Consider the following 23,650-nt stretch of genomic DNA (forward strand, 5'->3'; position numbering starts at 1 on the left):
GTGACCACCGGCAACGAACTTGGCTGGCTGCTGGACCGATCACTGGGCTCCCTGGAAGGTGTCCGGCACGCGGTGCTGATGAGCTCCGACGGTCTGCTGCACTCGCGGACCGAGGGCATCGGGCAGGACGACGCGGAGAAGTTCGCCGCGATCACCGCGGCCGTGCGGGCCGCCGCGCTCGCCTACGACGAGGAGACCGGCGGCGGGGGCACCCGCCAGGCCCTGATCGAGCTGACCAACCACGTGGGTCTGATCACGCAGGCCGGGGGCAACACCATGCTGTCGGTGCAGACCAGCGGCCCCGACGCGGACATCGGCCTGATCACCCATCACATGCTGGAACTGGCCCAGCGGGTGGGTCATGAGATGAAGGTCGCCCCGCGGGCGCCTTCCGGACATGGCCTGCCGACGACGTGAGCGGGCCGCGGCGAGACCCGGACCTGGTCAGGCCCTACGTCCGTACCGACGGGCGGATGCGCGCCGATCCGGATGTGCGCCTGGAGACCGTGGTGCTCGCCGCGAGCGGCCCCCGTGAGGGCCTGGGGGCGGACGCCCGGCGGGTGATGAGCCTGTTCACCCACTCCGGCGGCGGTGGCCTGGCGGTCGCGGACATCGCGGCCGCCCTGGAGTTCCCGCCCTCCACGGTGCGCATCCTCGTCTCCTCCCTCATCGACGAAGGCCTGCTGACCCGCCCGGTCGCCGCCGGTGACGACCAACCCGAAACCGATCTGCTCCAGGAGGTACTGCGTGGTCTCCGCGCCCTCGTCTGACGGCCTCATCTATGTGCCCCCCGGCGTCACCCGGTCCGCGAAGATCGTGATCTCGGGGAGTTTCGGCGTCGGCAAGACGACGTTCGTGGGCAGCGCCTCCCAGATCCCTCCACTGCGCATGGAGGAGCGGATCACCCAGGCCAGCGCCGGGGTGGACGACCTGGCGCGCACCCCGCGCAAGACGACCACGACCGTCGGCCTGGACTTCGGGCGGCTGCACCTGAGCGACGCGCTGGTGCTGTACCTGTTCGGCACCCCCGGCCAGGACCGCTTCCGCCCCATGTGGGCGGGCCTGACCGAGGGGGCGCTGGGCGCACTGGTCCTGGTCGACACCCGCAACCTGGAGGCCTCCTTCGAGATCCTCGCGCTGCACGAGGAGCAGGGCACGCCCTACGCCGTGGCGGTCAACCTGTTCGACGGCGCCCCGCACTACGACCTGGCCGAGATACGCCAGGCCCTGGACCTGGACGCGCACACGCCGTTGACGACGTGCGACGCGCGTGAGGGCACCTCCAGCGTCATGGCCCTGATCACCCTCTGCGAGTACCTGTCCGACCTGCACGCACCCGTCTTGGAGCCCCGCCCGTGACCAGCCCGACCACGACCGACGCGGCGCCGGAGCGCCGGATCGCCCTGCACGAAGCCGAGTTCGCGGCCGACCCGCACGCCGCGTACGCGCGGATGCGCTCCGAGTTCGGGCCGTTCGTGCCGGTGGACCTCATCCCCGGCGTCCCTGCCACCCTCGTCATCGGCTACGCCCAGGCCCGGCGCATCCTCAACGACCCCCTGCGTTTTCCCGCCGATCCGCGGGTGTGGGAACAGTCGGTCCCCGAGACCTGCCCGGTCCGCCCGATGATGGAGCACCGGCCCAACGCGCTGCGCTCGGCCGGTCCCGCGCACACCCGCTACCGGTCGGCGAACAGCGCGGCGATCGGCGCGGTCGACCAGCACGAACTGCGCACACTGGTGGAGCAGGTCGCCGATGCCACCATCGCCGAGTTCCGCGGCGGGGACGGCGCGGACCTGCTGACCCAGTACGCCTGGCCCATCGCCTTCCGGGTCCTGAGCGCCCTGCTGGGCTGCCCCGACGAGATGGGCCGGCGCATCGCCGACGGCATGGCCAAGATCTTCGAAGGGGTGGACGCCGCCAGCGGCAACCAGATCCTCTCCGAGGCCGTCGCCGACCTGGTGGGCCTGCGCAAGCGGCAGCCCGGCGACGACATCACCTCCCGCCTCCTGGCACACGCCGCGGCCCTGGACGACGTCGAGATGGCCCACCAGCTCGTCACGCTCTACGGCGCCGGCATCGAACCGCTGACCAACCTCATCGCCAACACGGTCCTGCGGATCCTGACCGACGACCAGTTCTCCGGGGACCTGCACGCCGGCGGCTCCTCGGTGCGCGAGGCCCTGGACACCGTCCTGTACACCGACCCGCCGCTGGCGAACTACTGCATCAGCTACCCGCCGCACCCGGTCGACGTCGACGGTTTCCTGCTGCCCGCACACCAGCCCGTCCTCATCTCGATGACCGGCTGCAACAACGACCCCGCCCTGGGCGACCAGCGCATCGCCAGCAACCGCGCCCACCTGTCCTGGAGCACCGGCCCGCACGCCTGCCCCGCGCGCCCGCACGCCTATCTCATCGCCGAGACGGCCATCACCCACCTGATCGACGCGCTGCCCGAGATGGACCTGGCCGCCGCCCCCGCGGACCTGGTCTGGCGCCCCGGGCCCTTCCACCGGGCGCTGACCGCCCTGCCCGTCCAGTTTCCCCCCGCCGCATCCGTCTGAAGGGACTCCACCATGGCCCTGTCCACCCAGCCGATCGTCCTTGACCCCACCGGGGCCCGCGCCCACGACGAGCACCGCCGGCTGCGGGAGAACGGCAGCGCGGTCCGCGTCGACGTCCTGGGCGTGACCGCCTGGTCCGTCGCCGACCCCGCGCTCCTCAAGGAGCTGCTGACCAGTGCGAGCGTCTCCAAGGACGCCCGCACCCACTGGCCGGAGTTCAACGACACGATCCAGCGGTGGCCGCTGGCGCTGTGGGTCGCGGTGGAGAACATGTTCACCGCCTACGGATCCGACCACCGCCGTCTGCGCCGCATGGTCGCCCCCGCCTTCAGCCACCGCCGCATCACCGCGCTGCGCGAGAGCATAGACACCGTCGTGACCGGCATCCTCGACCGCCTGGAGGCCCTGCCGGCCGGTGAGAGCGTCGACCTGCGCGAGCACCTGGCCTACCCGCTGCCCATCGCCGTCATCAGCCGCCTCATGGGCGTGCCCGCCGACCAGCAGGACGCCTTCCGCCAGGTCGTCGACGGCGTCTTCGACACCACGCTGACCGCCCAGGAGTCCGAGGCCAACACCAAGGAGCTCTACGGCGCCCTGCAACGGCTCATCGACGCCAAACGCACCGCGCCCGGCGACGACATGACCTCCCTGCTGATCACCTCGCGCGACGAGGAGGAGGGCGGCCTGTCCGAGGACGAACTGCGCGACACGCTGCTGCTGATGATCAGCGCCGGGTACGAGACCACCGTCAACGTCATCGACCAGGCCATCACCCAGTTGCTGGCCCACCCCGACCAGCTCGCCCTGCTGCGCTCGGGACAGGTCGACTGGAGCGACGCCGTCGAGGAGACCCTGCGCCTGGAACCGGCCGTCCGCCACCTGCCCCTGCGCTTCGCGGTCAGCGACATCGACCTGCCCGACGGCCAGAAGATCGCCCAGGGCGAGGCCATCCTCGCCTCCTACGCGGCCGCCAACCGCCACCCCGACTGGCACGGCACCAGCGCGGACGCCTTCGACATCACCCGCACCGTCAAGGAGCACCTGGCCTTCGGCCACGGCGTCCACTTCTGCCTGGGCGCCCCACTGGCCCGCCTTGAGGTCATCACCGCCCTGCGCCTGCTCTTCGAACGCTTCCCCCACCTCGAACTGGCCGTCCCCGCAGCCGAGTTGCAGCCGCTCGGCTCCCTGATCAGCAACGGCCACCAGAGCCTGCCGGTGCGCCTGCGGCCCGCCACCGCCTGACCCGGCCCGGGACCCAGGGCCGCGCCGTCCGGGGGCCGCACCCAGCGGCCCCGGCGGCGCACAGCTCCCCCGCGGCCTCACCGCGGGGAGTGCTCCTCGATGACCGGCATCGGCGCCCCGCCCGGCAGCCACCGCTCGGGAAGGCGGACTGCCGGGCGGCGTCGACGAGTTCGACGCGCGAGCCCTCCTCGACGCCGCCGGACCAGAAGCCGATGCGATCGAAGCCGGCGCCCGCCCTCGCGTCCCAGGGGCTGCCCACGGCCCCCTCGATCAGCTCGATGAACGGCGGCCCGCCGGTGCCGAAGACGATCCGGTAATCCCAGTCCCCCGGGCCGTCCCGCTCCAGACGACCCGGGCCGCCCGCGAGAAGTCCTGCACGGTCCTGCATGGCCCGCGCGATGTCCGGGACGGCGAAACACACGTGGCAAAAGGCCATCCCCCCATGATCGGACACCGGGGGTGCGGGGCATGCGGGCCGGAGTCCGGCCGGGGTCCGCCGCCGCGCGGGCGGGGCCGGTTCAGGGCGTGCCGGGGGCGCGTGTGCGGGGGGCTGGGCGTCTGCGGGCGCGGTAGGCGGCGGCCTTGACGCGGTTGCCGCACGCTTCCATGCCGCACCAGGTGCGCCGGGCTCCGCGGGAGCGGTCGATGTACAGGCGGGTGCAGTCCGGGCGTCCGCACTCCTTCAGGCACACCGTGCGGTCGGCGAGCACGGTGATGGCGCCCCGGGCGATCTGCGCCAGCGCGGAGGGCAGATCCCCCGTCAGGCGTACGCCGCTGTCGCCGAGTTCGGCCGTGGGCAGCGGCCCGGCGGCGGTGGCGTTGACGAGGTCCAGGGCGGCCGGGGTGAAGCGGCGCCCCTCAAGGCGGTCCAGGGCCAGCCGGTAGAGCGCCTCGCGCAGCCGCAGCGCCTGCGCGAAGGTCACGGCGTCCGCGCTCACCCGGTCGGGAAGTCCCTCGCAGGCACGGACCCATCGCTCCAGGTCGGCCGGTGCGGCCAGGAGGTCTTCGGGATTCTCCCGGCGCGAGCCCACGGTGGCCGCCAGGTCCAGGGCCGGGTTGCCGCTGACGAATGCGAATGTCACGTCACCATCTTGACCGGTGACGCACGGCCCGACAAGAATCGTCACCGGTTGAACAGGTGACGGGTGGGCCGGGTCCGGCAACCCGCCGTCCACGAACGGGAGAAGGGGTGGACATGGCCGCGGCAGACGACATCGAGGTCGTCGTCCTGGACGTGCTCGGCACGATGGTCGACGAACCGGGCGGACTGCGGGCGGCCATCCGGGAGGCACTGCCCCACCTCGGCGAGGACGAGGCGGGCCGGCTGCTGACCGTGTGGCAGACCCATGTCGAGCGCGAGCAGCGGCGCATGGCCGACGGCGCCCGGCCCTACGCCGACAGCGACGCCCTGGACCGCGAGGCGGCCCGGCGCGTGGCCGACCGTGCCGGGCTCACCGACCCGGCGGCCCTCGCGCGCCTCGCCACCGCGGGCCGGCGCCTCGCGCCCTGGGAGGACTCGGCCACCGCGCTGGCGCGCCTGGCCCGGCGGTGGCCGGTACTGGGGCTCTCCCACGCGAGCCGGGCGGCACTGCTGCGGCTGAGCGCGGGGGCGGGCCTGCGCTGGCACCAGGTCCTGTCCGCGGCGGACGCGCGGTCCCACAAGCCCGCGCCGGAGGTCTACCGACTCGCGCTCGACGCGGCGGGCTGCCCCGCCGGACGGGTGCTGATGGTCGCCGCGCACGCCTGGGACCTGCGCGGGGCCCGCGCGGTGGGCATGCGGACCGCCCATGTGCGCCGGCCCGGCGGGGATCCTCCGGCCGGGGACGACGTGTTCGACTGGCGGGCCGGGAGCCTGGACGAGCTGGCGAGCGTGCTGACGGCGGCGTAGCGCAGCCGTGGCGGCACGGTGGCGGCGGCCGTGCACGCGCCGCCGGCTCCCCCGCCGTTCAGCGGGTGTCGGGGTCCAGCAGCTGTGCGGTCAGGCGGCGGGCGTAGAGGGCGTCCAGGCCGGCCGGGCGGAAGAGGATGCGGTACATGAGGGGGGCCACGACCCGGTCGATGACGACCTCCGTCCCCGGTACGTCCTCGCCGCGTACGGCGGCCCGGGCGAGGATGACGTCGACCTGTTCGGCGGCGTAGGCGGAGCACTGGCCCGCGTTGCTGCCGTCCGGGTCGCCGAGCAGGGCGTCGCGGATGTACTCCCGGCCGCCGGGCGAGGCCATCTCGTCCAGGAACTGCTCCGCCCAGGCGGCCAGGTCGGCGGCCAGGGAGCCGTGGTCGTCGGGGGGCGTCTCGGGGCGCAGGCGCTCCACGGCCACGTCGGAGAGGAGTTCCTGCAGGTCGCCCCAGCGGCGGTAGACCGTCGAGGGGGTGACTCCGGCGCGGGCCGCGACCAGGGGCACGGTGAGCTTGTCGCGGCCGGCTTCCGCCAGCAGGTCGCGCACGGCCTGGTGAACCGACTCCTGGACCCGGGCGCTGCGTCCGCCCGGGCGCGCCATCGGTTTGCGATGCATGGCACCACCTTAGAGCGCAGTGATCGCACCGGGCCGCGGCGGACGGGCGCGGCCCGGGCATGCGCGGTCAGGCCGCCGGCGCGAGGGCGGGGGCGGGCCGGGACTGTTCGTAGGCGTGTCCGGTGCGCAGCAGGAGTGCCTCCTCAAAGGGGCGGCCGAGCAGTTGCAGGCCGATCGGCATGCCCGCCGCGTCTAGGCCGGCCGGCAGCGACAGGGCCGGCAGGCCGGTGACGTTGGCGGGGGCACACAGGCGGACGTAGGCGTCGGAGACGGCCTCGGCCGTGCCGTCGGGCCAGGTGACCTCGTCCTGCCCGGCGGGCACGGCGGTCGTGGGGACCGTGGGGGCGGCGACCACGTCGACCTCGGTGAACATCTCGGCCCAGGCCCGCCGCATCAGGCCGCGGGCCCGCTGGGCGCGCAAGTAGTCCCCGGCGGACATCAGTTCACCGGCTTCCAGCAGGGCGCGGACCTCGGGGGTGTAGCGGTCGGGCACGGTGCGCAGGTCGCGCTCGTGGTAGGCGGTGGCCTCGGGCACCATCAGGGCCCACTGGACGGCCTGGATGTGACGGGCCATCGGGATGTCGACCTCGACCAGGTGGGCGCCGAGACCGGCCAGGTGGTCGGTGGCGGTGCGCACGGCGGCCTCGACCTGCGGGTCGAGGTGGTCGAAGTAGTAGGTGCGGGGCACGCCGACGCGCAGGCCGCTCAGGTCGGTGTTCTGCTCCGGCGGGCAGGAGGGGGCGCCGGGGGCGGGCAGGGAGGCCGGGTCCCGCGGGTCGTGGCCGGTCAGTTCGTCCAGGACGAGGGCGGCGTCCTGGACGGTGCGGGTGATCGGGCCGACGTGGTCCAGCGACCAGGACAGGGAGGTCACGCCGTGCCGGGGCACCAGTCCGTAGGTGGGCTTGAGTCCCACGACGCCGTTGAGCGCGGCGGGCACCCGGATGGAGCCGCCGGTGTCGGTGCCGAGGGCGAAGGTGGCGGCGCCGGCCGCCACGGCCACCGCGGAGCCGCCGCTGGAGCCGCCCGCGACGCGTCGCGGGTCGCGGGCGTTGTGCGTCTGAGGTGTCGTCAGGCCGTAGCCGAACTCGTGGGTGTGGGTCTTGCCGAGCAGGACGGCGCCGGCCGCCGCGAGCCGTGCGGCCACGGTGCTGTCGGCGCCGGCCCGGTGCCCGGCGCGCACCCGCGAGCCGGCGCCGGTGGCCGTGCCCGCGACGTCGATGAGGTCCTTGAGTCCCATGGGGATGCCGTGCAGGGGGCCGCGGTGGCGTCCGGCGGCGATCTCGTTCGCGGCGTCGCGGGCGGCGCGGCGGGCGGCGTCGGCCCGTACCTCGGCGTAGGCGCCCAGGCGGGCCTCGCTCTGCTCGACGCGCTCCAGGACCGCGTCGACGAGTTCGGCCGGGGAGAGGCGGCGTTCGCGGATCGCCTCGGAGGCCTCGGTGAGGGTCAGGTCAGCCAGTTGCATCGGGGTGCGCCTTTCGCGTGGGTGCGCCGGGCGTGCCGGTGGCCGGCGCGAGGGGTTCCTGGGCCCGGTAGGCGGTGGCGGGCGGGGTGTCGCCGAAGTCCAGGTCGCGCAGGGCGGATACGACGGAGTGGATGTGCTCGGCCGTGGCGGCCGCGCCGGCGTGGCGGGCGTCGGCGAGCGGGAGCCCGGCGCGGGCGGCGAGGCGGGCCGCTTCGGGGGGTGTGAGGGGGTGCTCGGCGGCGGGCATGCGCGAGTCCTTCCTTGTCGGGGCGGGGCCGGTGGGTGTCCCGGGCGGGTCCGGTGGGGTCCGGCCGGGTCCGGTGGGGTGCGGGGAGGTGGCGTGCCGGGTCGACACCCCCCGTAAAAGCTAAGTGTTTGCGTTAGGGGACGCTAGGGCCTACGGTCGACTAAAGCAAATGCGTAGCTTTTAGCGGTACGTGTTGGGGCCGCCGGCCGCCCGGCCTGGACGCACCCTGGCCTGGACGCACCCCGGCCCGCCGACCACCGCTGCCCGCCCGCACCGCCGCCCCGACCGGACGAGGACCCCATGACCGCGCACGCCACCCCGGACACACCCGCCGCTCCCCCGCCCGCCCCGGCCCCCGCCTCCTGGACCGTGGGAGAGGTCACCGTGCACCGCATCGACGAGACGTCCCTGCCCGCACCGACCGGGCCCTGGCTGCTGCCCGCCGCCACCCGGGACGTGGTGGACCAGGAGGGCTGGCTGCGCCCCGACTTCGCCGATCCGGACGGCACCCTGCGCCTGCACAGCCACAGCTTCGCCTTCGAGATCGACGGGCTGCGGGTCCTGGTCGACACCGGCATCGGCAACGGCAAGACGCGGGCGAACCCGGCCTGGCACCGCCTGGACACGCCCTACCTTGACCGCCTGCGGGCCGCCGGATTCCCCCCGGACTCCGTCGACCTGGTCCTGCTCACCCACCTGCACACCGACCACGTCGGCTGGAACACCCGTGCCGTGGACGGCGCGTGGGTGCCCGCTTTCCCCCACGCCCGGTACGTCACCTCGCGCACCGAGCGCGACTTCTGGGCGGGGCAGAACCTGGACGCGGCGCGCCGGCAGATGTTCGAGGACTCCGTGTTCCCGGTGGAACGGGCCGGACTCCTCGACCCGCTGGACGTCCCGGCCGGCGGCCTGGAGATCGCCGCGGGGCTGCGCCTGCTGCCCACGCCCGGCCACACCCCCGGCCACCTCGCCGTCCACCTGACCAGCCGGGGCCGATCGGCGCTGATCACCGGCGACTGCGTCCACCACCCCGTGCAGTTCGCCCGCCCCGCCATCGGCTCCTGCGTGGACATCGACCCCGCACAGGCCGAGGCCACCCGGCGCCGGATGCTGGGCCTGCTCGCCGACACCGGAACCCTCGTCCTGGGCACGCACTTCCCGCCGCCGACCGCGGGCCGCGTGGTCTCCCGCGCGGACGGCCACCGCATGGTGCCCGCCGAAATGGCCTGACCGACCACCATCCCCGCTCCGCCCGACGGCCCGTCAAAAACCGTGCGCGGCACGGCCGTCCGCATGGTTCCCCCGTGACGGACGGCCGTGCCGCGCTGTTCAGAGATCAAGCCGGCGGCGGCGTGATGTCCTGGGCCGCTGGACGACACCGGCGAAGAACCGGCGACGGGATTCGAACCCGCGTTGCTCTCTGGAGAGGAGAAGGAGCCGCAGCCTGCGCACCTGAACGAGGATCACCGTAGCCGCGCGCCGCGCGCGGGGCACTCGAATTGATGCCGGGTTCCGCCGCAGCCCGGGCCGGGCCGTTCAGGGGTGGGCCCGGCGCCAGGCGGCCATCGAGCGGTTCCACTCCTGGCCCGTCAGGGCGGTCAGGGACGCGGGGAAGAGGCCGTCCTCCTCCTTGGCGATGTGGCGGTGCAGTTCCCCGACGGCCGCGCGCAACCGGCGTACGTCCGCCTCGCGGGTCAGGTCCAGGGCGGGCAGCAGGGCGGCCAGGTCGCGGTGTTCGTGGACCAGGGCGTCGAGGTAACCGGCGTACTCGGGATCTTCGCGCATCACCGCGAACAGGCCGTCCTCCTCGCCGCGCCAGTGCGCGTCCAGTTCGCGGGCCATGACGTCGACGAGTTCGCGGGCGCGGGCGCTCTCGCCCCGGTCCAGGGCGCGCAGGGCATCACCGGCGGCGTCGGTGACCCGTTCGTGCTCGGCGATGAACTCCTTGATCAGCGGGATGTCACGGCATCCGCAGTAGTGGCACATGCCCCCGTTTGTACCGGATCGGTGTGGATCGGCGTGCGGGGTCCGGTGTCTGACGCACGGTCACGGGCCTGGGGGGCGGAGCGGGGGTTACGCGGTCGCGCCCAGCAGGGCCAGGAAGGCCGAGGCCGCGGGGGACGGGGCGGAGCGGCTCCAGATGAGGCGTTCCACCCGCAGCGGGCCGTCGGTGACCGGCACGGCGCGCAGGCCGTGCAGCTGGGCGGCGAAGGCCGCGGGCAGCAGGGCGATGCCCAGGCCGTGGCGGATCATCCGGGCCATGAGTTCGACCCCGGACACCTCGAAGGCGACCTCGCGGCGCAGGCCGGCCGCGGCGAAGGCCTGGTCGGACTGGGCGCGGGCGGCACTGCCTTCGGCGAAGTCGACGAACACCTCCTGGGCCAGCAGGCGCAGGTCCACCTCCCGCTCGCCGGCCAGGGGGTGCTCGGGGGCAAGGACGGCGACGTGCCGGCCCTGGGCGAGTTCCCGGTCGTGGACGCCCTGGGGCCGAAAGCCGGGCTGTACGCCGAGGAACGCCGCGTCCAGCAGCCCCTCGCGCACCTGTGTGACCATGCGTTCGCTGGAACCGGCGCGCAGGCTGATGCGCACCCGGGGGTAGCGCAGGCGGTAGTCGCGCAGCACCGCGGGCAGGTCCACGGCGGTCACGGTGGGGATCGAGCCGAGGGCCAGTTTGCCGCGGATCTCGCCGGTGGCCGCCGCGACTTCCGCGCGGGCCCGTTCGGCGGCCTCCAGGCTCTGGCGGGCGGCGGGCAGGAACGCCTCGCCGGCCGGGGTCAGCCGCACCCGGCGGCTGGTGCGTTCGAAGAGCCTGGCGCCCAGTTCCTTCTCCAGCCGGGCCACCTGGTGGCTGAGCGCGGACTGGACGACGTGGCACCGTTCGGCGGCGCGGGTGAAGCTCATCGTCTCCGCCACGGCGATGACGTAGCGCATCTGCTGGAGATCCATTGATCCATCGTGGATCGCGATGGACGGCGATGACAAGCATGTGTTGGACCGATGGATGCCCGGTCGGTGATGCTGAAGCCGACGGCAGGGCGCGGCGGGCAGCCGCCGGCCCCGCCCGGCCCCCTGGCGCCGCCACCGGCGCCCCGATCCTTGTGGAGATTCCCGTGCGCGTGATCGCCTTCGACCACCTCGTCCTGAACGTCGCCGACATCGAGCGTTCGCTGGCCTTCTACACCGGGCCGCTGGGGCTGGAGCCGGTGCGGGTGCAGGAGTGGCGGGCCGGCCAGGTGCCCTTCCCCTCGGTGCGGGTGAGTCCCACCACCATCATCGACCTCGTCGTGCCCGCCGAGGGCGGGCCCGAGGGCTCCAACGTCGACCACATCTGCCTGGTGGTCGAGCCGCTGGAGTGGCAACAGGTCATCGACTCCGGTGACTTCACCGTGCTGGAGGGGCCCGGCAAGCGGTTCGGCGCCCGGGGCACCGCGCTCTCCCTGTACGTGCGGGACCCGGACGGCAACACCGTGGAACTGCGCTGGTACCCGCAGGACGCGTGAGGCGGGGTCGCCGGCCGGCGGGCGCGGGGTCGCCGGCCTGCGGGCGCGTGCGGGGCGCCCCGGGGCTCAGAGCGTGGCGGCGGCCTCGCCGATCGCCTGGTCCAGGACGGCCAGGCCCAGCGAGAGTTCCTCGCGGGTGGCGGTCAGCGGCGGGGCGATGCGGAAGACGCCGCCCATGCCGGGCAGTTGGACGATGTTCATGTGCAGGCCGAGCTCCAGGCAGCGCCGGGTGACCTGGGCGCCCAGCGCGTCCGAGGTCTGTTTCGTCGCGCGGTCGGTGACCAGTTCGAGGCCGGCCAGCAGGCCGCGGCCTCGGATGTCGCCGACGACCGGGTGGCGGGCGGCGATCTCCTCCAGGCCCGCGCGCAGGAAGGCGCCCAGGCTGCGCGCGCGGGCGTCGAGCCCCTCCTCGCCCAGGACGTCCAGGACGGTGTTGCCGACCGCGGCCACCAGCGGGTCGGCGACATGGGTGGTGAAGAACAGGAATCCGCGTGCGTGCGCCTCCTCCTCGATCTCCGCGCTGGTGACCACGGCGGCCAGCGGCAGTCCGGCGCCGAGGGTCTTGGAGAGGGTGAGGATGTCGGGGACGATCCCGTCGCGTTCGAAGGCGTACCAGGTGCCGGTGCGGCACAGGCCGGTCTGGGCCTCGTCCAGGATCAGCAGCATGCCGCGTTCGCGGCACTTGGCCTGCAGGGCGGCGAAGTATCCCGGCGGCGGTTCGATGATGCCGCCGGAGCTGAGGATCGGCTCGACCAGGCAGGCGGCCAGGCTGCCGGTGGACTGGGCGTCGATCAGGTCGAAGGCCAGGTCCAGCTGACGGCGCCAGTCCAGGGTGCCGTCGGCGGCGGTGACGTCGGGCCGGTAGGTGTGGGGGACGGGGATGGCGAAGTTGCCGGGCGCGGTGGGGCCGTAGCCGGTGCGGCCCGCGCTGTAGGTGGCGGCCGCGGCGGCCTGCGTCATGCCGTGCCAGGAGCGGGCGAAGGAGACGACCTCGTACTTGCCGGTGACGAGTTTGGCCATCCGCAGGGCGGCCTCGTTCGACTCGGCGCCGGTCGTCAGGAGCAGCGTCTTGTCCAGCGGGGCGGGCAGGGTGGCGGCCAGGCGGCGGGCGAGGTCGACCACCGGGCGGCTGAGCATGCCGCTGTAGAGGTGGTCGAGGCCGGCGATCTGGCGCTGGACGGTCTCCACGATCCGCGGGTGGGAGTGGCCCAGGATCGCGCTCATCTGGCCGGAGGTGAAGTCGAGGATGCGGCGGCCGTCGGCGGTGAAGACGAAGCTGCCGGCGGCGCGCTCGATGATCTCGGGGGTGAACTCGCCTCCGTAGCGCACCAGATGACGGTCGACGTCGGTCCAGAAGGTGTCGGTGGACGGCGCGGCGGTGGTGGTCGAAGCAGCCATGGACCCGACGGTAGGGCGGGCGCGAGCGACACGTCCATCGCACATTTGTGGCTGTGCTGTTCGGCTCTGCCGTACAACAATGGGGGTGTGATGAATCCCTGGAGACTGCGTCTGCTCAGCCAGCTGGACACGCTGGGCACCGTCCGCGCGGTCGCCCAGGCCGCCAATCTGAGCCCGTCCAGCGTGTCCCAGCAGTTGGCGGCCCTCGAGACCGAGACGCGGACCCAGCTGCTGGAGCGGACGGGGCGGCGGGTGCGGCTCACCTCGGCCGGGCTGATCCTGGCGCGGCGGGCGCGGGCGTTCCTGGACCAGATGGACAGCGTGGAGGCGGAGCTGCGCGGGTTCGGCGAGGAGCCGGCCGGGCTGGTGCGGCTGGGTTCCTTCCAGAGCGCGATCCACACCATGGCGGTGCCCGCGGTGAGCCGGCTGGCGCGCGCGCATCCGCACCTGGACATCGAGCTGCTGCAGCTGGAGCCGCACGAGAGCATGCCGGCGCTGCGGGTCGGCGACGTGGACATCATCATCACCACCACCGACTTCGACGGGCTGCCGCTGGGCCCGGACCTGGACATCGTGCCGCTGGCCACGGACCCGGTCCTGCTGGTGCTCCCGCCCGGGCACCCCGCGGCCGGGCGCGGCGCGGTGGACCTGGCGGCGCTCGCGGACGAGCCGTGGACGTTCGACATGCCGCAGACCTACATGGCCAACCTCGCGCTGCGGCTGTGCCGTCAGTCCGGGTTCGAGCCGCGGGTGGTGGGCCGGTTCGGCAACTACATGATGGCCCTGCAGCACGTGGAGGCCGGCCTGTCGATCGCGCTGCTGCCGGGCCTGGCGGTGGACCGGCGCTACCGCGTCGCCACCCGGGAACTGCCGGCCGGGGTGACCCGCACGATCACGGCGGCGATCCGCCGGGGCTCACCGCCGAGCGCCGCGGTGCGCGCCGTACTGGACGCCCTGCGCCACCATCCGGAGCTGCCGTTGCCGGATGCGGGGTGAGGGCCAGGCCGCCGCGGGTGATGCGATACGGCGGCGGTGTGCGGCGACCCCGTACGGCGTGCGGCGGCCCGGCGGAGGCGTGACTCAGCGCGGCCGGTGACCGGTGCGGGACTCGGCCGTGGTCTTCAGGTCCTTCAGCCATCCTTCGAGGCCCTGGCCGAGGATCTCGGTCGCGGCGGGCACGTGCGCATCGACCTGCGGGCCGGTGTGGGTCTCCTCGGTGCGCACCAGGACACCGCCCTTGACCTTGGTGAACCGCCAGACGTGGACGCCGTCGATGTGCAGTCCCTCCCCCGTCGCGGGGCCGGTCCAGCGGATGCAGGAGCCGTGCTTGAGCTGCTTGACGCTGGAGGTGATGTCCAGGCGGGTGGCGGGGCTCGCGGGGTTGGGCGGCACCGGGGTCGCCCACCGGAACGCCGATCCCGTACGGAAGGGGCCGTGGTCCAGGCGCTCGACGTCCTGGACGTGGGCCTGCCAGGACGGCCAGTGCTCCACCTCGGTCTGCAGCTTCCAGACGGTGCTCAGCGGCGCGTGGATCAGGGTCTGGGTGCGGTGGCGGACGCGGGCGTCGGGATCGACGCCCTGCCCGCGGCAGGTCAGGGACGCGCCGGGGTGCGGTGTGGCCCGGGCGGGCGCGGCGGCGGTACCCAGGACGCCGGCGAGGGCGAGCGGGACGGTGAGCAGGGCGGCGCGGGCGCTGGTGCGGGACATGTGTTTCCCCTTGTCGGGTGTCAATGTGCGGGCTGCGGGAGGGGGTTGGGAGCTGGACCACGGAGGGTTAGAAGCTTTGCCGTTCGTTATAAGTTGTAACTACGCGAGAGGGAGGCGTCAAGAGCCTGCGTGATACTCTCTAACTAACCCTTGACTATGTAGCGATGCAGGTGCGGAGAGAGGCGGCAGGCCCATGGCGGACACGGGTACGAGGACTCCGCGCGAGCGCTACCGCGCCCAGGTGCGTACGGAGATCAAGGAGCGCGCCTGGGAGCAGATCGCCACGGCGGGCGCCTCCGCGCTCTCCCTGAACGCCATCGCCAAGCAGATGGGCCTGAGCGGGCCCGCGCTCTACCGCTACTACGCCGGCCGCGACGAGCTGATCACCGAGCTCATCCGGGACGCCTACCGCAGCCTGGCCGACACCTTCGCCGCCGCGGCCACCCCCGGCGCCGGCCCGGCCGCACTGGCGCACGCGCTGCGCGGGTGGGCGCTGGCGGACCCCCAGCGCTACTTCCTCCTCTACGGCACCCCCGTCCCCGGCTATCACGCGCCCGACGACACCACCGCCATCTCGCGCGAGATCATGACGACACTGCTCGACGCCTGCGCCGCCACTCCCCCGCCGGCCGGGCCCGCGGCGCCGTTCGCCGCACACCTGGACGCGCACCGGCAGTGGGCCCAGGGGCACGACGCCCCGCCCGCGGTCCTGCACCGGGCCCTGTCCTTCTGGACGCGGCTGCACGGCCTGCTCTCCCTCGAACTGGCCGGGCACTTCACCGGCATGGGTTTCGACGCCGAGCAGTTCTACGCCGCCGAACTCGCGGACCTGCTCGGCCGCGGCTGACCGCGTCCCGGCGGGGCTCCGGTGGCTGAATGTGAGGGCGCGGGCCCCGCGGCCCGACAGGGCCCGGGCCGGGCCGCGGGCAGGCGTGCCGGCGGGGCCGGCGCGCGGGCCGTACGGGGCGGGGCGCACCGCCGGGCGCCGGGGCGGTTCAGGTGCGTCGGGCCATTTCCCGGGCGGCTCCGGGGGCTGCCGGGGCCGATGGCGGAGGTCGCGCGCGGTGCGTCGCACCCCGGCCCGGCCGGGTGATCATCGGCGGTCTCCGCCGCCGCGAGCCGTCTCCGGAAAAAACGGGCATAACGTAATTGCATGAAATCCGGAGAGGTCTCTGTTCATGGCGGAATCTCATGATACTCTCGCCGCATTATGCGCTTCGTTCCGGGGGAGGAGAAGCAGCGTGATCGGAATGCCAGGGGAGACCGCCCCTGGGGGGGAACTCCCGAGAGATCATTTATGTCGACCCGTCGGGCCTGACCACTCGACCGAAGTCTCTGATTCAATCATTCGGATCCCGATCAACACGCTCCGTGACGCTGATTCCCCCCGGCTTGCCATTGATCAGGATCATGTGCGCGCCCTGGCGGCGTGCACCGATAAACTCCCGCCGATCATCGTGCACCGCGCGACCATGAAGGTCATCGACGGAATGCACAGGCTGCACGTGGCCCGGCTGAACTGCCAGGAAACCATTGAGGTCCGCTACTTCGAAGGATCGGACCGGGAATCATTCCTCTTGGCCGTCGAGTTAAACATGAAACACGGCCTGGCCCTCACCCTCTCCGACCGCAAGAAGTCGGCGATGAAGATCCTTGAGATTTTTCCCGAGTGGTCGGACCGGGCGGTCGCCGTGAAGACCGGGCTTTCCGGCAAGACCGTCGGGGTGTTGCGCCGAAAATTCGCGGGACAGATCGCCCAGGCCCCTCTCAGGATCGGGCGCGACGGCCGGGTCCGGCCGCTCAATTCCCACAAAGGCCGGCAGAAGAGCACCGGAATTCTTCCCGAAGAGCCGGACATCGTCCTGCGCAGGACCGCCCAGGCGGCCGGTGTGCCCGGCCCCGCGGCCCCGCCGGTGCAGGAACGGTTGGGCAAGGGCGACAGGCCGCTGCCGGGCGCGGCGGCCATGGCCCGTGCGGCGCAGGCCGGCCCCGGACCCGCCGGCCCGTCCGTCGATCCCCTCGCCCAGCTCGAGTCGCTGAAACGGGACCCCGCCCTGAAGTACAGCAACGACGGCCGGGAGATGATCCGCTGGCTCGAGGCCCGCATCGTCCGCAAGTCCGATCCCGGTCTGGTGCTGAAGGTCCCCGCCCATCAGGCGAGGAAGATCGCCGCTCTGGCGCGCGCGTGCGCCGCGCAGTGGAACTGCATCGCGATGCACATGGACCTCGTCTGCGACGAGTGCTCCCAGGCGTCCAACTGAGGAAATTCCGCAGTCGGCCCCACGTGCCGCGGCCGCCGGGCTGTGCCGTGCCGTGCCGTGCCGGGCCGTGCCGGCGGTGACGGAGGCTCCGCCTGCGCCCTCGGCATCTTGAGCCGTCTTGGGCGTCCTCGGCGTCCTCAGCGTCTTGGGCGTCTTGGGCGTCTTCGGCGGGGAGGGGGTTGTCCTGTCGACGTTGGCGGCATCCACCGCGGAGCCGGTGCGCTCCTCGGGGATCTGCAGATGCCGCCGACGACACCGCGTACTGCCCGCTCAGCTCGCGTAGCGGTCGAACGTGGACGAGGGCCGGGGTCCCGCGATCACGTCCAGTCGCGGGTCGACCGCGAGGATCGCCTCGTGCAGCCGCTGTAACTGCGGTTGCGGCTCCACCCCCAGATCCTCGATCAGCCGGGCCCGCAGGCGCTGGTAGACGTCCAGCGCCGAGGCCTGCCGGCCCGAGCGGTACAGCGCCACCATCGCCTGCGCGTGCAGGCCCTCGTGCCGGGGGTGGCGCGCGATCAGGTCGGTGAGCTCCGCGATGAACTCGCAGTGCCGGCCCAGGCGCAGCTCGGCGTCGATCCGCCGCTCCAGGGTGACCAGACGGCTCTCCTCCAGGCGGGTCGCCTCGATCTCCAGGACGCAGCCCATCCGCACGTCGACCAGCGCGGAGCCGTCCCAGAGGTCCAGGGCCCGCCGGAAGAGGGTGGCCGCCGCCAGGTCGTCGCCGCTGCCGAACGCGCGCTGCCCGGCGACCACCAGGCGCTCGTACTCGTGGACGTCCACCTGCTCGGGCGGGATCTGGAGGAGATATCCGCCGTACCGGGTGACCAGGACGTCCTTGGCGCTGCCCGCGGCGTCGGGCCCCATCGCCGTACCCAGCCGCCGCCGCAGCTGGAGGATGTACGTCTGCAGGGTCGTCATGGCGCTCACCGGCAGATCGACTCCCCAGATTTCCTCCATGAGCGTCGAGATCGGCACGACCCGCCTCGGGTAGAGGGCCAATAGCGCCAGGATCTGCCGGGGCTTGCTTGCGGTTGGCACAACATTCACACCGTTAACATCGGCACCAAGCGGGCCGAGGACCTTTACCCTCACAGATTCCTCCTAGAATCCGGCGGCTTCGCGTTTGCGAGCCGGCACCGAATCTGATCTGCAGCGCATGTCGCATGGCAGACTTCACAGCCTCTCTCTGCTAACCGATCCGTCGCGTACGCCAGCCGCTGAGGCGGCCCGGATCCGCAGAATCTCCCACCGCTTTTCAGGTGTCCCTCTGTTGTCGATTTCGCCGTTGTCCACCGATAACTCATGGGCCAGCAGAATTGTGGCGACTGAATGCCAGGTGCGGCAAGTGCTTCCCTGGGCGACCGAGGCGGCCGGGCCCGATTGAAGCGGAGGAAATACCTCCGCCTGCCTTCCGTGCACGGAGTCTCCCCTCACGCCCGCAGTTGTAATAAGGTCTGCGGGATTGTGATCTGTCCGCCGTGCCGGACGGAGTAGCGTCCGTCGTGACGCCATGCCCTCATTCACGCGTTCCTTCGCTCCCGCACACCTGCGGGCGGAGTTTCGATAATCACGTGAGAGCGGCCGGGGCCGTGCCCCGCAGAATGCGTACGCCCCTTCCTCCTTTCACCGGGCCGGTGTGTGCCGCCGCGCGGCTCCGCACCCCTTGCGGCGCTCGCGCGGGCCTCCAACGGGACGCGAGTCCTGGTTGAGCAGGGCTCCTGACCCCGTCGGGAATGTGGGTGCGCACCGCCCGGCGGTTGCTCTCAGGCCGGTGTGCCCTCCCCGACAAGGAGAACGCGACCATGCCCACAGGACCCTTAGTTCACGACGATGCGCCGGGTGGCACACCTTGGTGAGCGCCCGGCACACCGAGGTGTGCCTGATCGGGGCAGGACCGCGCGGGTTCTCCCTGCTCGAACGGCTCTGCGCGCAGGAGCGCAAGTCCCCGCTGTGGGACCGCGTGAGCGTGCACGTCGTCGATCCCGAGCCGCCCGGCGCGGGCCGCGTGTGGCGGCTGACGCAGTCGCCCCATCTGCTGATGAACACCGTCGCCTCGCAGGTCACCGTGTACACCGACGGCAGCGTCAGCATCCGCGGCCCGCTGGAGGAGGGGCCCAGTCTCTACGAGTGGGCCAGGGCGGTGGGCCGGGGCTCGATCCCGCCCGGCCCTGCCACCCCCTGCGGCGAGGACGTCCTGGCCGAGGCCCGGGCGCTGGGCCCGGACACCTACCCCACCCGCGCCCTGTACGGGTGGTACCTGACCTGGGCGTTCCAGCAGGTCCTGGCGAACGCGCCGGAGCACGTGGTGATCCGTGCGCACCGGGCGCGGGCGGTGGCCCTGGAGGAAGAGGCGCCGCCGGCGGGGGCGCAGGACGCCGGGGTGCCGGCCGGGGCGCGCGGGGCCGGGGCGCAGGTCGTGGTCCTCGAGGACGGCACGCGGCTCTCGGGGCTGTCCGCGGTGGTGCTCGCGCAGGGCCATCTTCCCGTGCGTCCGGCCGGACACGAGCGCGCGCTGGCCCGGTTCGCCGACCGGCACGGCCTCCTCTACATCCCGCCGGCCAACCCCGCCGACGTGGACCTCTCGTGCGTCGAGGCGGGCCAGGAGGTGCTGCTGCGCGGTCTCGGCCTGAACTTCTTCGACTACGTGTCGCTGTTCACCCATGCCAGGGGCGGCGTCTTCGAGCGGGTCGGGGGGCGGCTGGTCTACCGGCCCTCGGGCCGGGAGCCGCGGCTGCACGCCGGTTCGCGGCGCGGTGTCCCCTATCACTCGCGCGGCGACAACGAGAAGGGTGCCCACGGCCGTTACCGGCCGCGGCTGCTGACCGTCGAGCACGTCACGGCGCTGCGCGCGGCGGGCCATGGGCCGTTGCGCTTCGCCGCCGACCTGTGGCCGCTGATCTCCAAGGAGGTGCGCAGCGTCTACTACGAGGCCCTGCTGGCCGCGCGGGGAGCCGAGGCCGCGGCCGTGGACCGCTTCGCCGCGCGTTTCCTGTCCGCGGCGCCGGGGGCGGAGGAGGGTGTGCTGGCGGCCGCCGGGATCGGCGGGCAGGAGCGCTGGGACTGGGACGCCGTCGCCGATCCGTGCGCCTGCCGCACCTTCGGTGACCTGGCGCAGTTCCGCTCCTGGCTGCGCGAGCACCTCGCCCGTGACGTCCTGGAGGCGCGCCGGGGCAACGTGCGCGGGCCGCTCAAGGCCGCGCTGGACGTCCTGCGCGACCTGCGCAACGAGATCCGGCTGGCCGTCGACCACGGCGGGCTCGATGGCGCTTCGCACCGCGAGGAGCTTGAGGGCTGGTACACGCCGCTCAACGCCTACTTGTCCATCGGCCCGCCCGCCGGGCGGGTGGAGGAGATGCTCGCGCTCATGGAGGCCGGTGTGCTCGACGTGTCCTGCCCCGGCATCCGCGTCACCACCACCGACGGCGACGGCGACGGCGGGGATGAGGACGGCGGCGGCGGGGATGAGGACGGGGAGGGGGCGGCTTTCGTCGGCACGTCGGCGCTGATTCCCGGCGTGCGGGTGCGGGCCACCGCGCTGATCGAGGCACGGCTGCCCGAGATCGACCTGCGCCGCACGGACGACCCGCTGCTGCGCCGGCTGCTCGAGACGGGGCAGTGCCGCCCCTACCGCATCGGCGGCCACGAGACGGGCGGGCTGGCCGTGACACGCTCCTGCCATCTGCTCAGTGCGGCCGGGGCGGCGCATCCGCGGCGCTTCGCGTACGGGGTGCCCACCGAGGCGGTGCACTGGGTGACCGCGGCGGGGATCCGGCCCGGCGTCGGGTCGGTGACGCTGGAGGAATCCGACGCCATCGCGGGCGCGGTGCTGGCACTGCCCGCCCCGCCACCGTCCGCGCCGTCCGCCGCCCCGCGGGGCGCGGCGGCGGGCGGGGCGAGCGGGATGGCGATGGCGCCCGGCACCGGCGAGGTGCGGCCGTGAGCGCGCCGGACGGCGGCCGTGCGCAGCCGGGCGCAGCCGGGCAGCCGGACTCCGGGCTGTTGTCGCCGGTGCGTGTGGGCAGCGCTGTCGAGGCCGCGGTCGGTGACATCGCCTGGCTGCAGGCCCTGCTGGACGCGGAGGCGGCGCTGGCCCGGGCCCAGGCACGCTGCGGCACGGTGCCCGCGGCGGCCGCCGAGGCGATCACCGCCGCCGCCCGGGCCGAGCACTTCGACGTACGGGAACTGGCCCTGGCCGCCCGCCGGACGGCGAACCCGGTGGTCGCCCTGGTGGCGGCGCTGACCCGGCTGGTCGGCCAACGGGCGCCGGAGGCCGCCGAGTACGTGCACCGCGGCTCCACCAGCCAGGACGTCTTCGACACCGGGGCGATGCTGGTGGCCGCGCGCGCCCTGCGCCTGATCATCGCGGACCTGCGGGCCACGGCCGCGTCCCTGGCGGCCCTGGCGGGTGCGCACCGCGACACGGTGCTGGCCGGGCGGACCCTGGGCCTGCATGCCGTGCCCACCACCTTCGGGCTCAAGGCGGCCGGCTGGCGGCACCTGGTGCTCCAGGCCGCCGCGCGCCTGCAACAGGTCGCCGACGAGGGCCTCGTGGTGTCGCTGGGCGGCGCGGCCGGCACGCTGGCCGGCTACCTGCAGTACGCCGCGCAGGCCGCGGCGGGCGCCGAGGCCCGCAGTGCGCAGGAGGTGGTGGACCAGCTGGAGGAGGCGTTCGCCGCCGAGACGGGCCTGGCCCGGCCGGTGCTGCCCTGGCACGCCCTGCGCACACCGGTCACCGACCTGGGGGCGGCCCTGGCCCACACCGCGGGCGCGGTGGGCAAGATGGCGGCGGACGTGCAGGTCATGACCCGTACCGAGATCGGTGAGGTCGCCGAGCCCGCCGGTCCCGGCCGGGGCGCGTCCTCGGCGATGCCGCACAAGCAGAACCCCGTCCTTGCCACCCTGATCCGCTCGGCCGCCGTCCAGGTGCCCGCGCTCAGCTCCGTCCTGGCGCAGTGCCTGCCTACGGAGGACGAGCGTTCGGCGGGGCTGTGGCACGCCGAGTGGCAGCCGCTGCGCGAGTGCCTGCGGCTGACCGGGGGCGCCGTGCGGGCGGCCGCCGAGCTGGCGGCGGGGCTGCGCGTGCACCCGCAACGGATGCGCGACAACCTCGGCATGACGGCCGGTCAGGTCGTTTCCGAGCGTCTCTCGGCGCATCTGGCTCCCCTGCTCGGCAGGACCGCGGCCAAGGAGCTGCTCGGCGAGGCCTCGGAGCGGGCGCGGCTGACCGGCCGTCCGCTCGGCGACGTCCTGGCCGAACTCCCCTGCCTCAAGGGCGTGTTGAGCGGTGCGGTGCTGGCGGAGCTGCTCGATCCGGGGCAGTACACCGGCGCCGCGGGGCTGCTGGTGGACCGCGCGCTGCGCGACTGACGCGACCCGCGCCGCCCCTGCTCTTCTCCCCTCCTCCCTCTCCCTCGCCCACTCCCCCGCCTTCTTTCCTCTCCCCTTCACGCCCCTTCTCTTCGAGGCAGGTGACCCCCCGTCGTCCATCGAGACACCTTCCAGGCACGCCCGTTCGCAACCGCCAAGCACCCGTCCACCCACCGCCCAGCCGGAGGAATGTCATGCCGCCACTGCCGCCCGCCCGTGTCGTCCGCGCCGTCGAAAGCGTGCGCAGCGCCCTGCAGAAACTGACGCGCACCCTCGCACCCCCGCCGTTCGCCCTGCTCGAACTCGTCCAGGGCGCCATGGTCAGCCAGGCGATCCACGTGGCCGCCGAGTTGCGGATCGCGGAGACCCTCGTGGACGGCCCGCTGGCTCCGGAGCGGATCGCCACGAAGACGGGTGCGGACCCCGACGCGCTGCACCGGCTGCTGCGGCTCCTGTCGACCTACGGCATCTTCGCCGAGCAGAAGGACGGCCGGTTCAAACTGACCCCGATGGCCCGGGCGCTGCTGAGGGACGCCCCGATGTCCATGCACGGCATAGCGAAACTGATGGGCCACCCCATCCACTGGGAGGACTGGGGCCACCTGGTCGACGCGGTCCGCACCGGCGAGCCGAGCCTGCCCAAGCTGCGCGGCATGGGCGCCTTCGAGTACCTGGAGGCCAACGCGGAGTACGGGGAGATCTTCATCGGCGGCATGGGCTCGATGTCGGGCACGGAGACCGAGCCGCTGCTGGCCGCCTACGACTTCGCGCGCTACGCCACCGTGGTGGACTTCTGCGGCGGACGGGGCGACCTGCTCGCCGGGATCCTGCGCAAGACGCCCTCGGCGCGCGGGATCCTCTCCGACCCCCGGGTGGGCACCAACGGCGCCGGCGCGTTCCTGGCCGAGCAGGGTGTGTCCGAGCGGTGCACGATCGCGGACGGCGGTCTGTTCGACGCGGTGCCCGCCGGCGGTGACGCGTACCTCCTCAAGCACATCCTCCACGACTGGCCCGAGCCGCAGGCCCTGGAGATCCTGCGCAACGTCCGCAAGGCGATGAACCCCGGCGGGCGCCTGCTGGTGATGGAGATGGTCATCCCCGACAAGCTCAACGGGCCGCACTCCGGGAAGCTGGTCGACCTGTGGCTGATGCTGCTGGTGGGCGGCAAGGAGCGCACCCGTGCCCAGTACGCCGAGCTGCTGGCCAAGGCCGGGTTCCGGCTGGAGCGGGTGGTGCAGACCCCGGCGGCGATCTCGGTCGTCGAGGCGAGCCCGCGCTGAACCGTCCCCGTGCGCAGCCGGGGGGGGGGGGGGGGGTCGGGGGGGGGGGGGGGGGGGGGTGTGGGGGGGGGGGGGGGGGGTGGGGGGGTGGTTTTTGGGGGGGGGAGGG

The 23,650-nt window shown here is 73.4% G+C and carries 23 protein-coding genes; 14 read left to right on the forward strand and 9 right to left on the reverse strand.

The window, feature by feature from the left end:
• From ACZ592_RS36220 to ACZ592_RS36240, 5 genes are read left to right on the forward strand one after another with little or no spacing between them, the layout of a single operon-like run.
• Positions 1-417: a roadblock/LC7 domain-containing protein gene (locus ACZ592_RS36220; protein WP_471585979.1), complete on the forward strand. Its 417-nt coding sequence runs from the start codon at positions 1-3 to the stop codon at positions 415-417.
• 56 nt (positions 418-473) lie between these two features.
• Entirely contained in the window at positions 474-770 is a 297-nt protein-coding gene (locus tag ACZ592_RS36225) for a DUF742 domain-containing protein (RefSeq protein ID WP_471585980.1), read from the forward strand.
• Positions 748-1,359 carry a GTP-binding protein gene (locus tag ACZ592_RS36230; RefSeq protein ID WP_471585981.1) on the forward strand — a complete coding sequence of 204 codons (612 nt, stop codon included), beginning with the start codon at positions 748-750 and terminating at the stop codon, positions 1,357-1,359. Before ACZ592_RS36225 ends, ACZ592_RS36230 begins: the two co-directional genes overlap by 23 nt.
• A complete protein-coding gene (locus tag ACZ592_RS36235) occupies positions 1,356-2,564 on the forward strand; it encodes a cytochrome P450 family protein (RefSeq protein ID WP_471585982.1) in 1,209 nt (402 codons plus the stop codon). Before ACZ592_RS36230 ends, ACZ592_RS36235 begins: the two co-directional genes overlap by 4 nt.
• Positions 2,565-2,576: 12 nt before the next feature.
• Positions 2,577-3,806: a cytochrome P450 family protein gene (locus ACZ592_RS36240; RefSeq protein WP_471585983.1), complete on the forward strand. Its 1,230-nt coding sequence runs from the start codon at positions 2,577-2,579 to the stop codon at positions 3,804-3,806.
• A 518-nt stretch (positions 3,807-4,324) separates the two neighbouring features.
• On the opposite strand, the gene ACZ592_RS36245 is transcribed toward ACZ592_RS36240, so the two are convergent.
• Positions 4,325-4,888, reverse strand: a complete 564-nt coding sequence (locus ACZ592_RS36245) for a CGNR zinc finger domain-containing protein (protein ID WP_471585984.1) — start codon at positions 4,886-4,888, stop codon at positions 4,325-4,327.
• Between the two features lie 113 nt (positions 4,889-5,001).
• On the opposite strand from ACZ592_RS36245, the gene ACZ592_RS36250 reads away from it, so the two are divergent.
• Positions 5,002-5,694: a haloacid dehalogenase type II gene (locus ACZ592_RS36250; RefSeq protein WP_471585985.1), complete on the forward strand. Its 693-nt coding sequence runs from the start codon at positions 5,002-5,004 to the stop codon at positions 5,692-5,694.
• A gap of 58 nt (positions 5,695-5,752) precedes the next feature.
• On the opposite strand, the gene ACZ592_RS36255 is transcribed toward ACZ592_RS36250, so the two are convergent.
• The 3 genes from ACZ592_RS36255 to ACZ592_RS36265 all read right to left on the reverse strand — a co-directional run bounded on the left by ACZ592_RS36255 (position 5,753) and on the right by ACZ592_RS36265 (position 8,028).
• Positions 5,753-6,319, reverse strand: coding sequence for a TetR/AcrR family transcriptional regulator (locus ACZ592_RS36255; protein WP_471585986.1), 567 nt, complete (start codon positions 6,317-6,319; stop codon positions 5,753-5,755).
• 67 nt (positions 6,320-6,386) lie between these two features.
• Positions 6,387-7,781 (reverse strand): amidase, encoded by a 1,395-nt coding sequence (locus ACZ592_RS36260; RefSeq protein WP_471585987.1) that lies wholly within the window; start codon positions 7,779-7,781, stop codon positions 6,387-6,389.
• Entirely contained in the window at positions 7,768-8,028 is a 261-nt protein-coding gene (locus tag ACZ592_RS36265) for a hypothetical protein (RefSeq protein ID WP_471585988.1), read from the reverse strand. Before ACZ592_RS36265 ends, ACZ592_RS36260 begins: the two co-directional genes overlap by 14 nt.
• A 300-nt stretch (positions 8,029-8,328) precedes the next feature.
• Here ACZ592_RS36265 and ACZ592_RS36270 point away from each other — a divergent pair, with 300 nt between their 5' ends.
• The gene (locus ACZ592_RS36270) at positions 8,329-9,258 is read left to right on the forward strand and encodes an MBL fold metallo-hydrolase (protein WP_471585989.1); all 930 of its coding nucleotides are present in this window, start codon (positions 8,329-8,331) and stop codon (positions 9,256-9,258) included.
• 306 nt (positions 9,259-9,564) lie between these two features.
• On the opposite strand, the gene ACZ592_RS36275 is transcribed toward ACZ592_RS36270, so the two are convergent.
• Both ACZ592_RS36275 and ACZ592_RS36280 read right to left on the reverse strand, forming a co-directional pair.
• Positions 9,565-10,014, reverse strand: coding sequence for a hemerythrin domain-containing protein (locus ACZ592_RS36275; protein ID WP_471585990.1), 450 nt, complete (start codon positions 10,012-10,014; stop codon positions 9,565-9,567).
• An 87-nt stretch (positions 10,015-10,101) separates the two neighbouring features.
• A complete protein-coding gene (locus tag ACZ592_RS36280; protein WP_471585991.1) occupies positions 10,102-10,974 on the reverse strand; it encodes a LysR family transcriptional regulator in 873 nt (290 codons plus the stop codon).
• A 164-nt stretch (positions 10,975-11,138) separates the two neighbouring features.
• Here ACZ592_RS36280 and ACZ592_RS36285 point away from each other — a divergent pair, with 164 nt between their 5' ends.
• Positions 11,139-11,528: a VOC family protein gene (locus ACZ592_RS36285; RefSeq protein ID WP_471585992.1), complete on the forward strand. Its 390-nt coding sequence runs from the start codon at positions 11,139-11,141 to the stop codon at positions 11,526-11,528.
• A gap of 66 nt (positions 11,529-11,594) precedes the next feature.
• Here the strand turns inward: ACZ592_RS36285 and ACZ592_RS36290 are convergent, their stop codons facing one another.
• Positions 11,595-12,926: an aspartate aminotransferase family protein gene (locus ACZ592_RS36290; RefSeq protein ID WP_471585993.1), complete on the reverse strand. Its 1,332-nt coding sequence runs from the start codon at positions 12,924-12,926 to the stop codon at positions 11,595-11,597.
• 90 nt (positions 12,927-13,016) lie between these two features.
• On the opposite strand from ACZ592_RS36290, the gene ACZ592_RS36295 reads away from it, so the two are divergent.
• Positions 13,017-13,922 carry a LysR family transcriptional regulator gene (locus ACZ592_RS36295; RefSeq protein ID WP_471585994.1) on the forward strand — a complete coding sequence of 302 codons (906 nt, stop codon included), beginning with the start codon at positions 13,017-13,019 and terminating at the stop codon, positions 13,920-13,922.
• 84 nt (positions 13,923-14,006) lie between these two features.
• On the opposite strand, the gene ACZ592_RS36300 is transcribed toward ACZ592_RS36295, so the two are convergent.
• The gene (locus tag ACZ592_RS36300) at positions 14,007-14,633 is read right to left on the reverse strand and encodes an SRPBCC family protein (protein ID WP_471585995.1); all 627 of its coding nucleotides are present in this window, start codon (positions 14,631-14,633) and stop codon (positions 14,007-14,009) included.
• 193 nt (positions 14,634-14,826) lie between these two features.
• On the opposite strand from ACZ592_RS36300, the gene ACZ592_RS36305 reads away from it, so the two are divergent.
• Both ACZ592_RS36305 and ACZ592_RS36310 read left to right on the forward strand, forming a co-directional pair.
• Complete coding sequence (locus ACZ592_RS36305; RefSeq protein WP_471585996.1) at positions 14,827-15,480, forward strand: TetR/AcrR family transcriptional regulator; 654 nt, start codon at positions 14,827-14,829, stop codon at positions 15,478-15,480.
• Between the two features lie 625 nt (positions 15,481-16,105).
• Positions 16,106-16,894 (forward strand): streptomycin biosynthesis protein, encoded by a 789-nt coding sequence (locus tag ACZ592_RS36310; RefSeq protein WP_471585997.1) that lies wholly within the window; start codon positions 16,106-16,108, stop codon positions 16,892-16,894.
• A gap of 270 nt (positions 16,895-17,164) precedes the next feature.
• Here the strand turns inward: ACZ592_RS36310 and ACZ592_RS36315 are convergent, their stop codons facing one another.
• A complete protein-coding gene (locus ACZ592_RS36315; protein ID WP_471585998.1) occupies positions 17,165-17,986 on the reverse strand; it encodes an AfsR/SARP family transcriptional regulator in 822 nt (273 codons plus the stop codon).
• Between the two features lie 760 nt (positions 17,987-18,746).
• Here ACZ592_RS36315 and ACZ592_RS36320 point away from each other — a divergent pair.
• The 3 genes from ACZ592_RS36320 to ACZ592_RS36330 all read left to right on the forward strand — a co-directional run bounded on the left by ACZ592_RS36320 (position 18,747) and on the right by ACZ592_RS36330 (position 23,541).
• Positions 18,747-20,834 (forward strand): FAD/NAD(P)-binding protein, encoded by a 2,088-nt coding sequence (locus ACZ592_RS36320; protein WP_471585999.1) that lies wholly within the window; start codon positions 18,747-18,749, stop codon positions 20,832-20,834.
• Positions 20,831-22,261, forward strand: coding sequence for a nitrosuccinate lyase (locus ACZ592_RS36325; protein WP_471586000.1), 1,431 nt, complete (start codon positions 20,831-20,833; stop codon positions 22,259-22,261). Before ACZ592_RS36320 ends, ACZ592_RS36325 begins: the two co-directional genes overlap by 4 nt.
• Before the next feature lie 194 nt (positions 22,262-22,455).
• Positions 22,456-23,541 carry a methyltransferase gene (locus ACZ592_RS36330; protein WP_471586001.1) on the forward strand — a complete coding sequence of 362 codons (1,086 nt, stop codon included), beginning with the start codon at positions 22,456-22,458 and terminating at the stop codon, positions 23,539-23,541.
• The last annotated feature ends 109 nt before the right edge of the window (positions 23,542-23,650 follow it).

This window comes from Streptomyces sp. NPDC040622 (genome assembly GCF_055593965.1).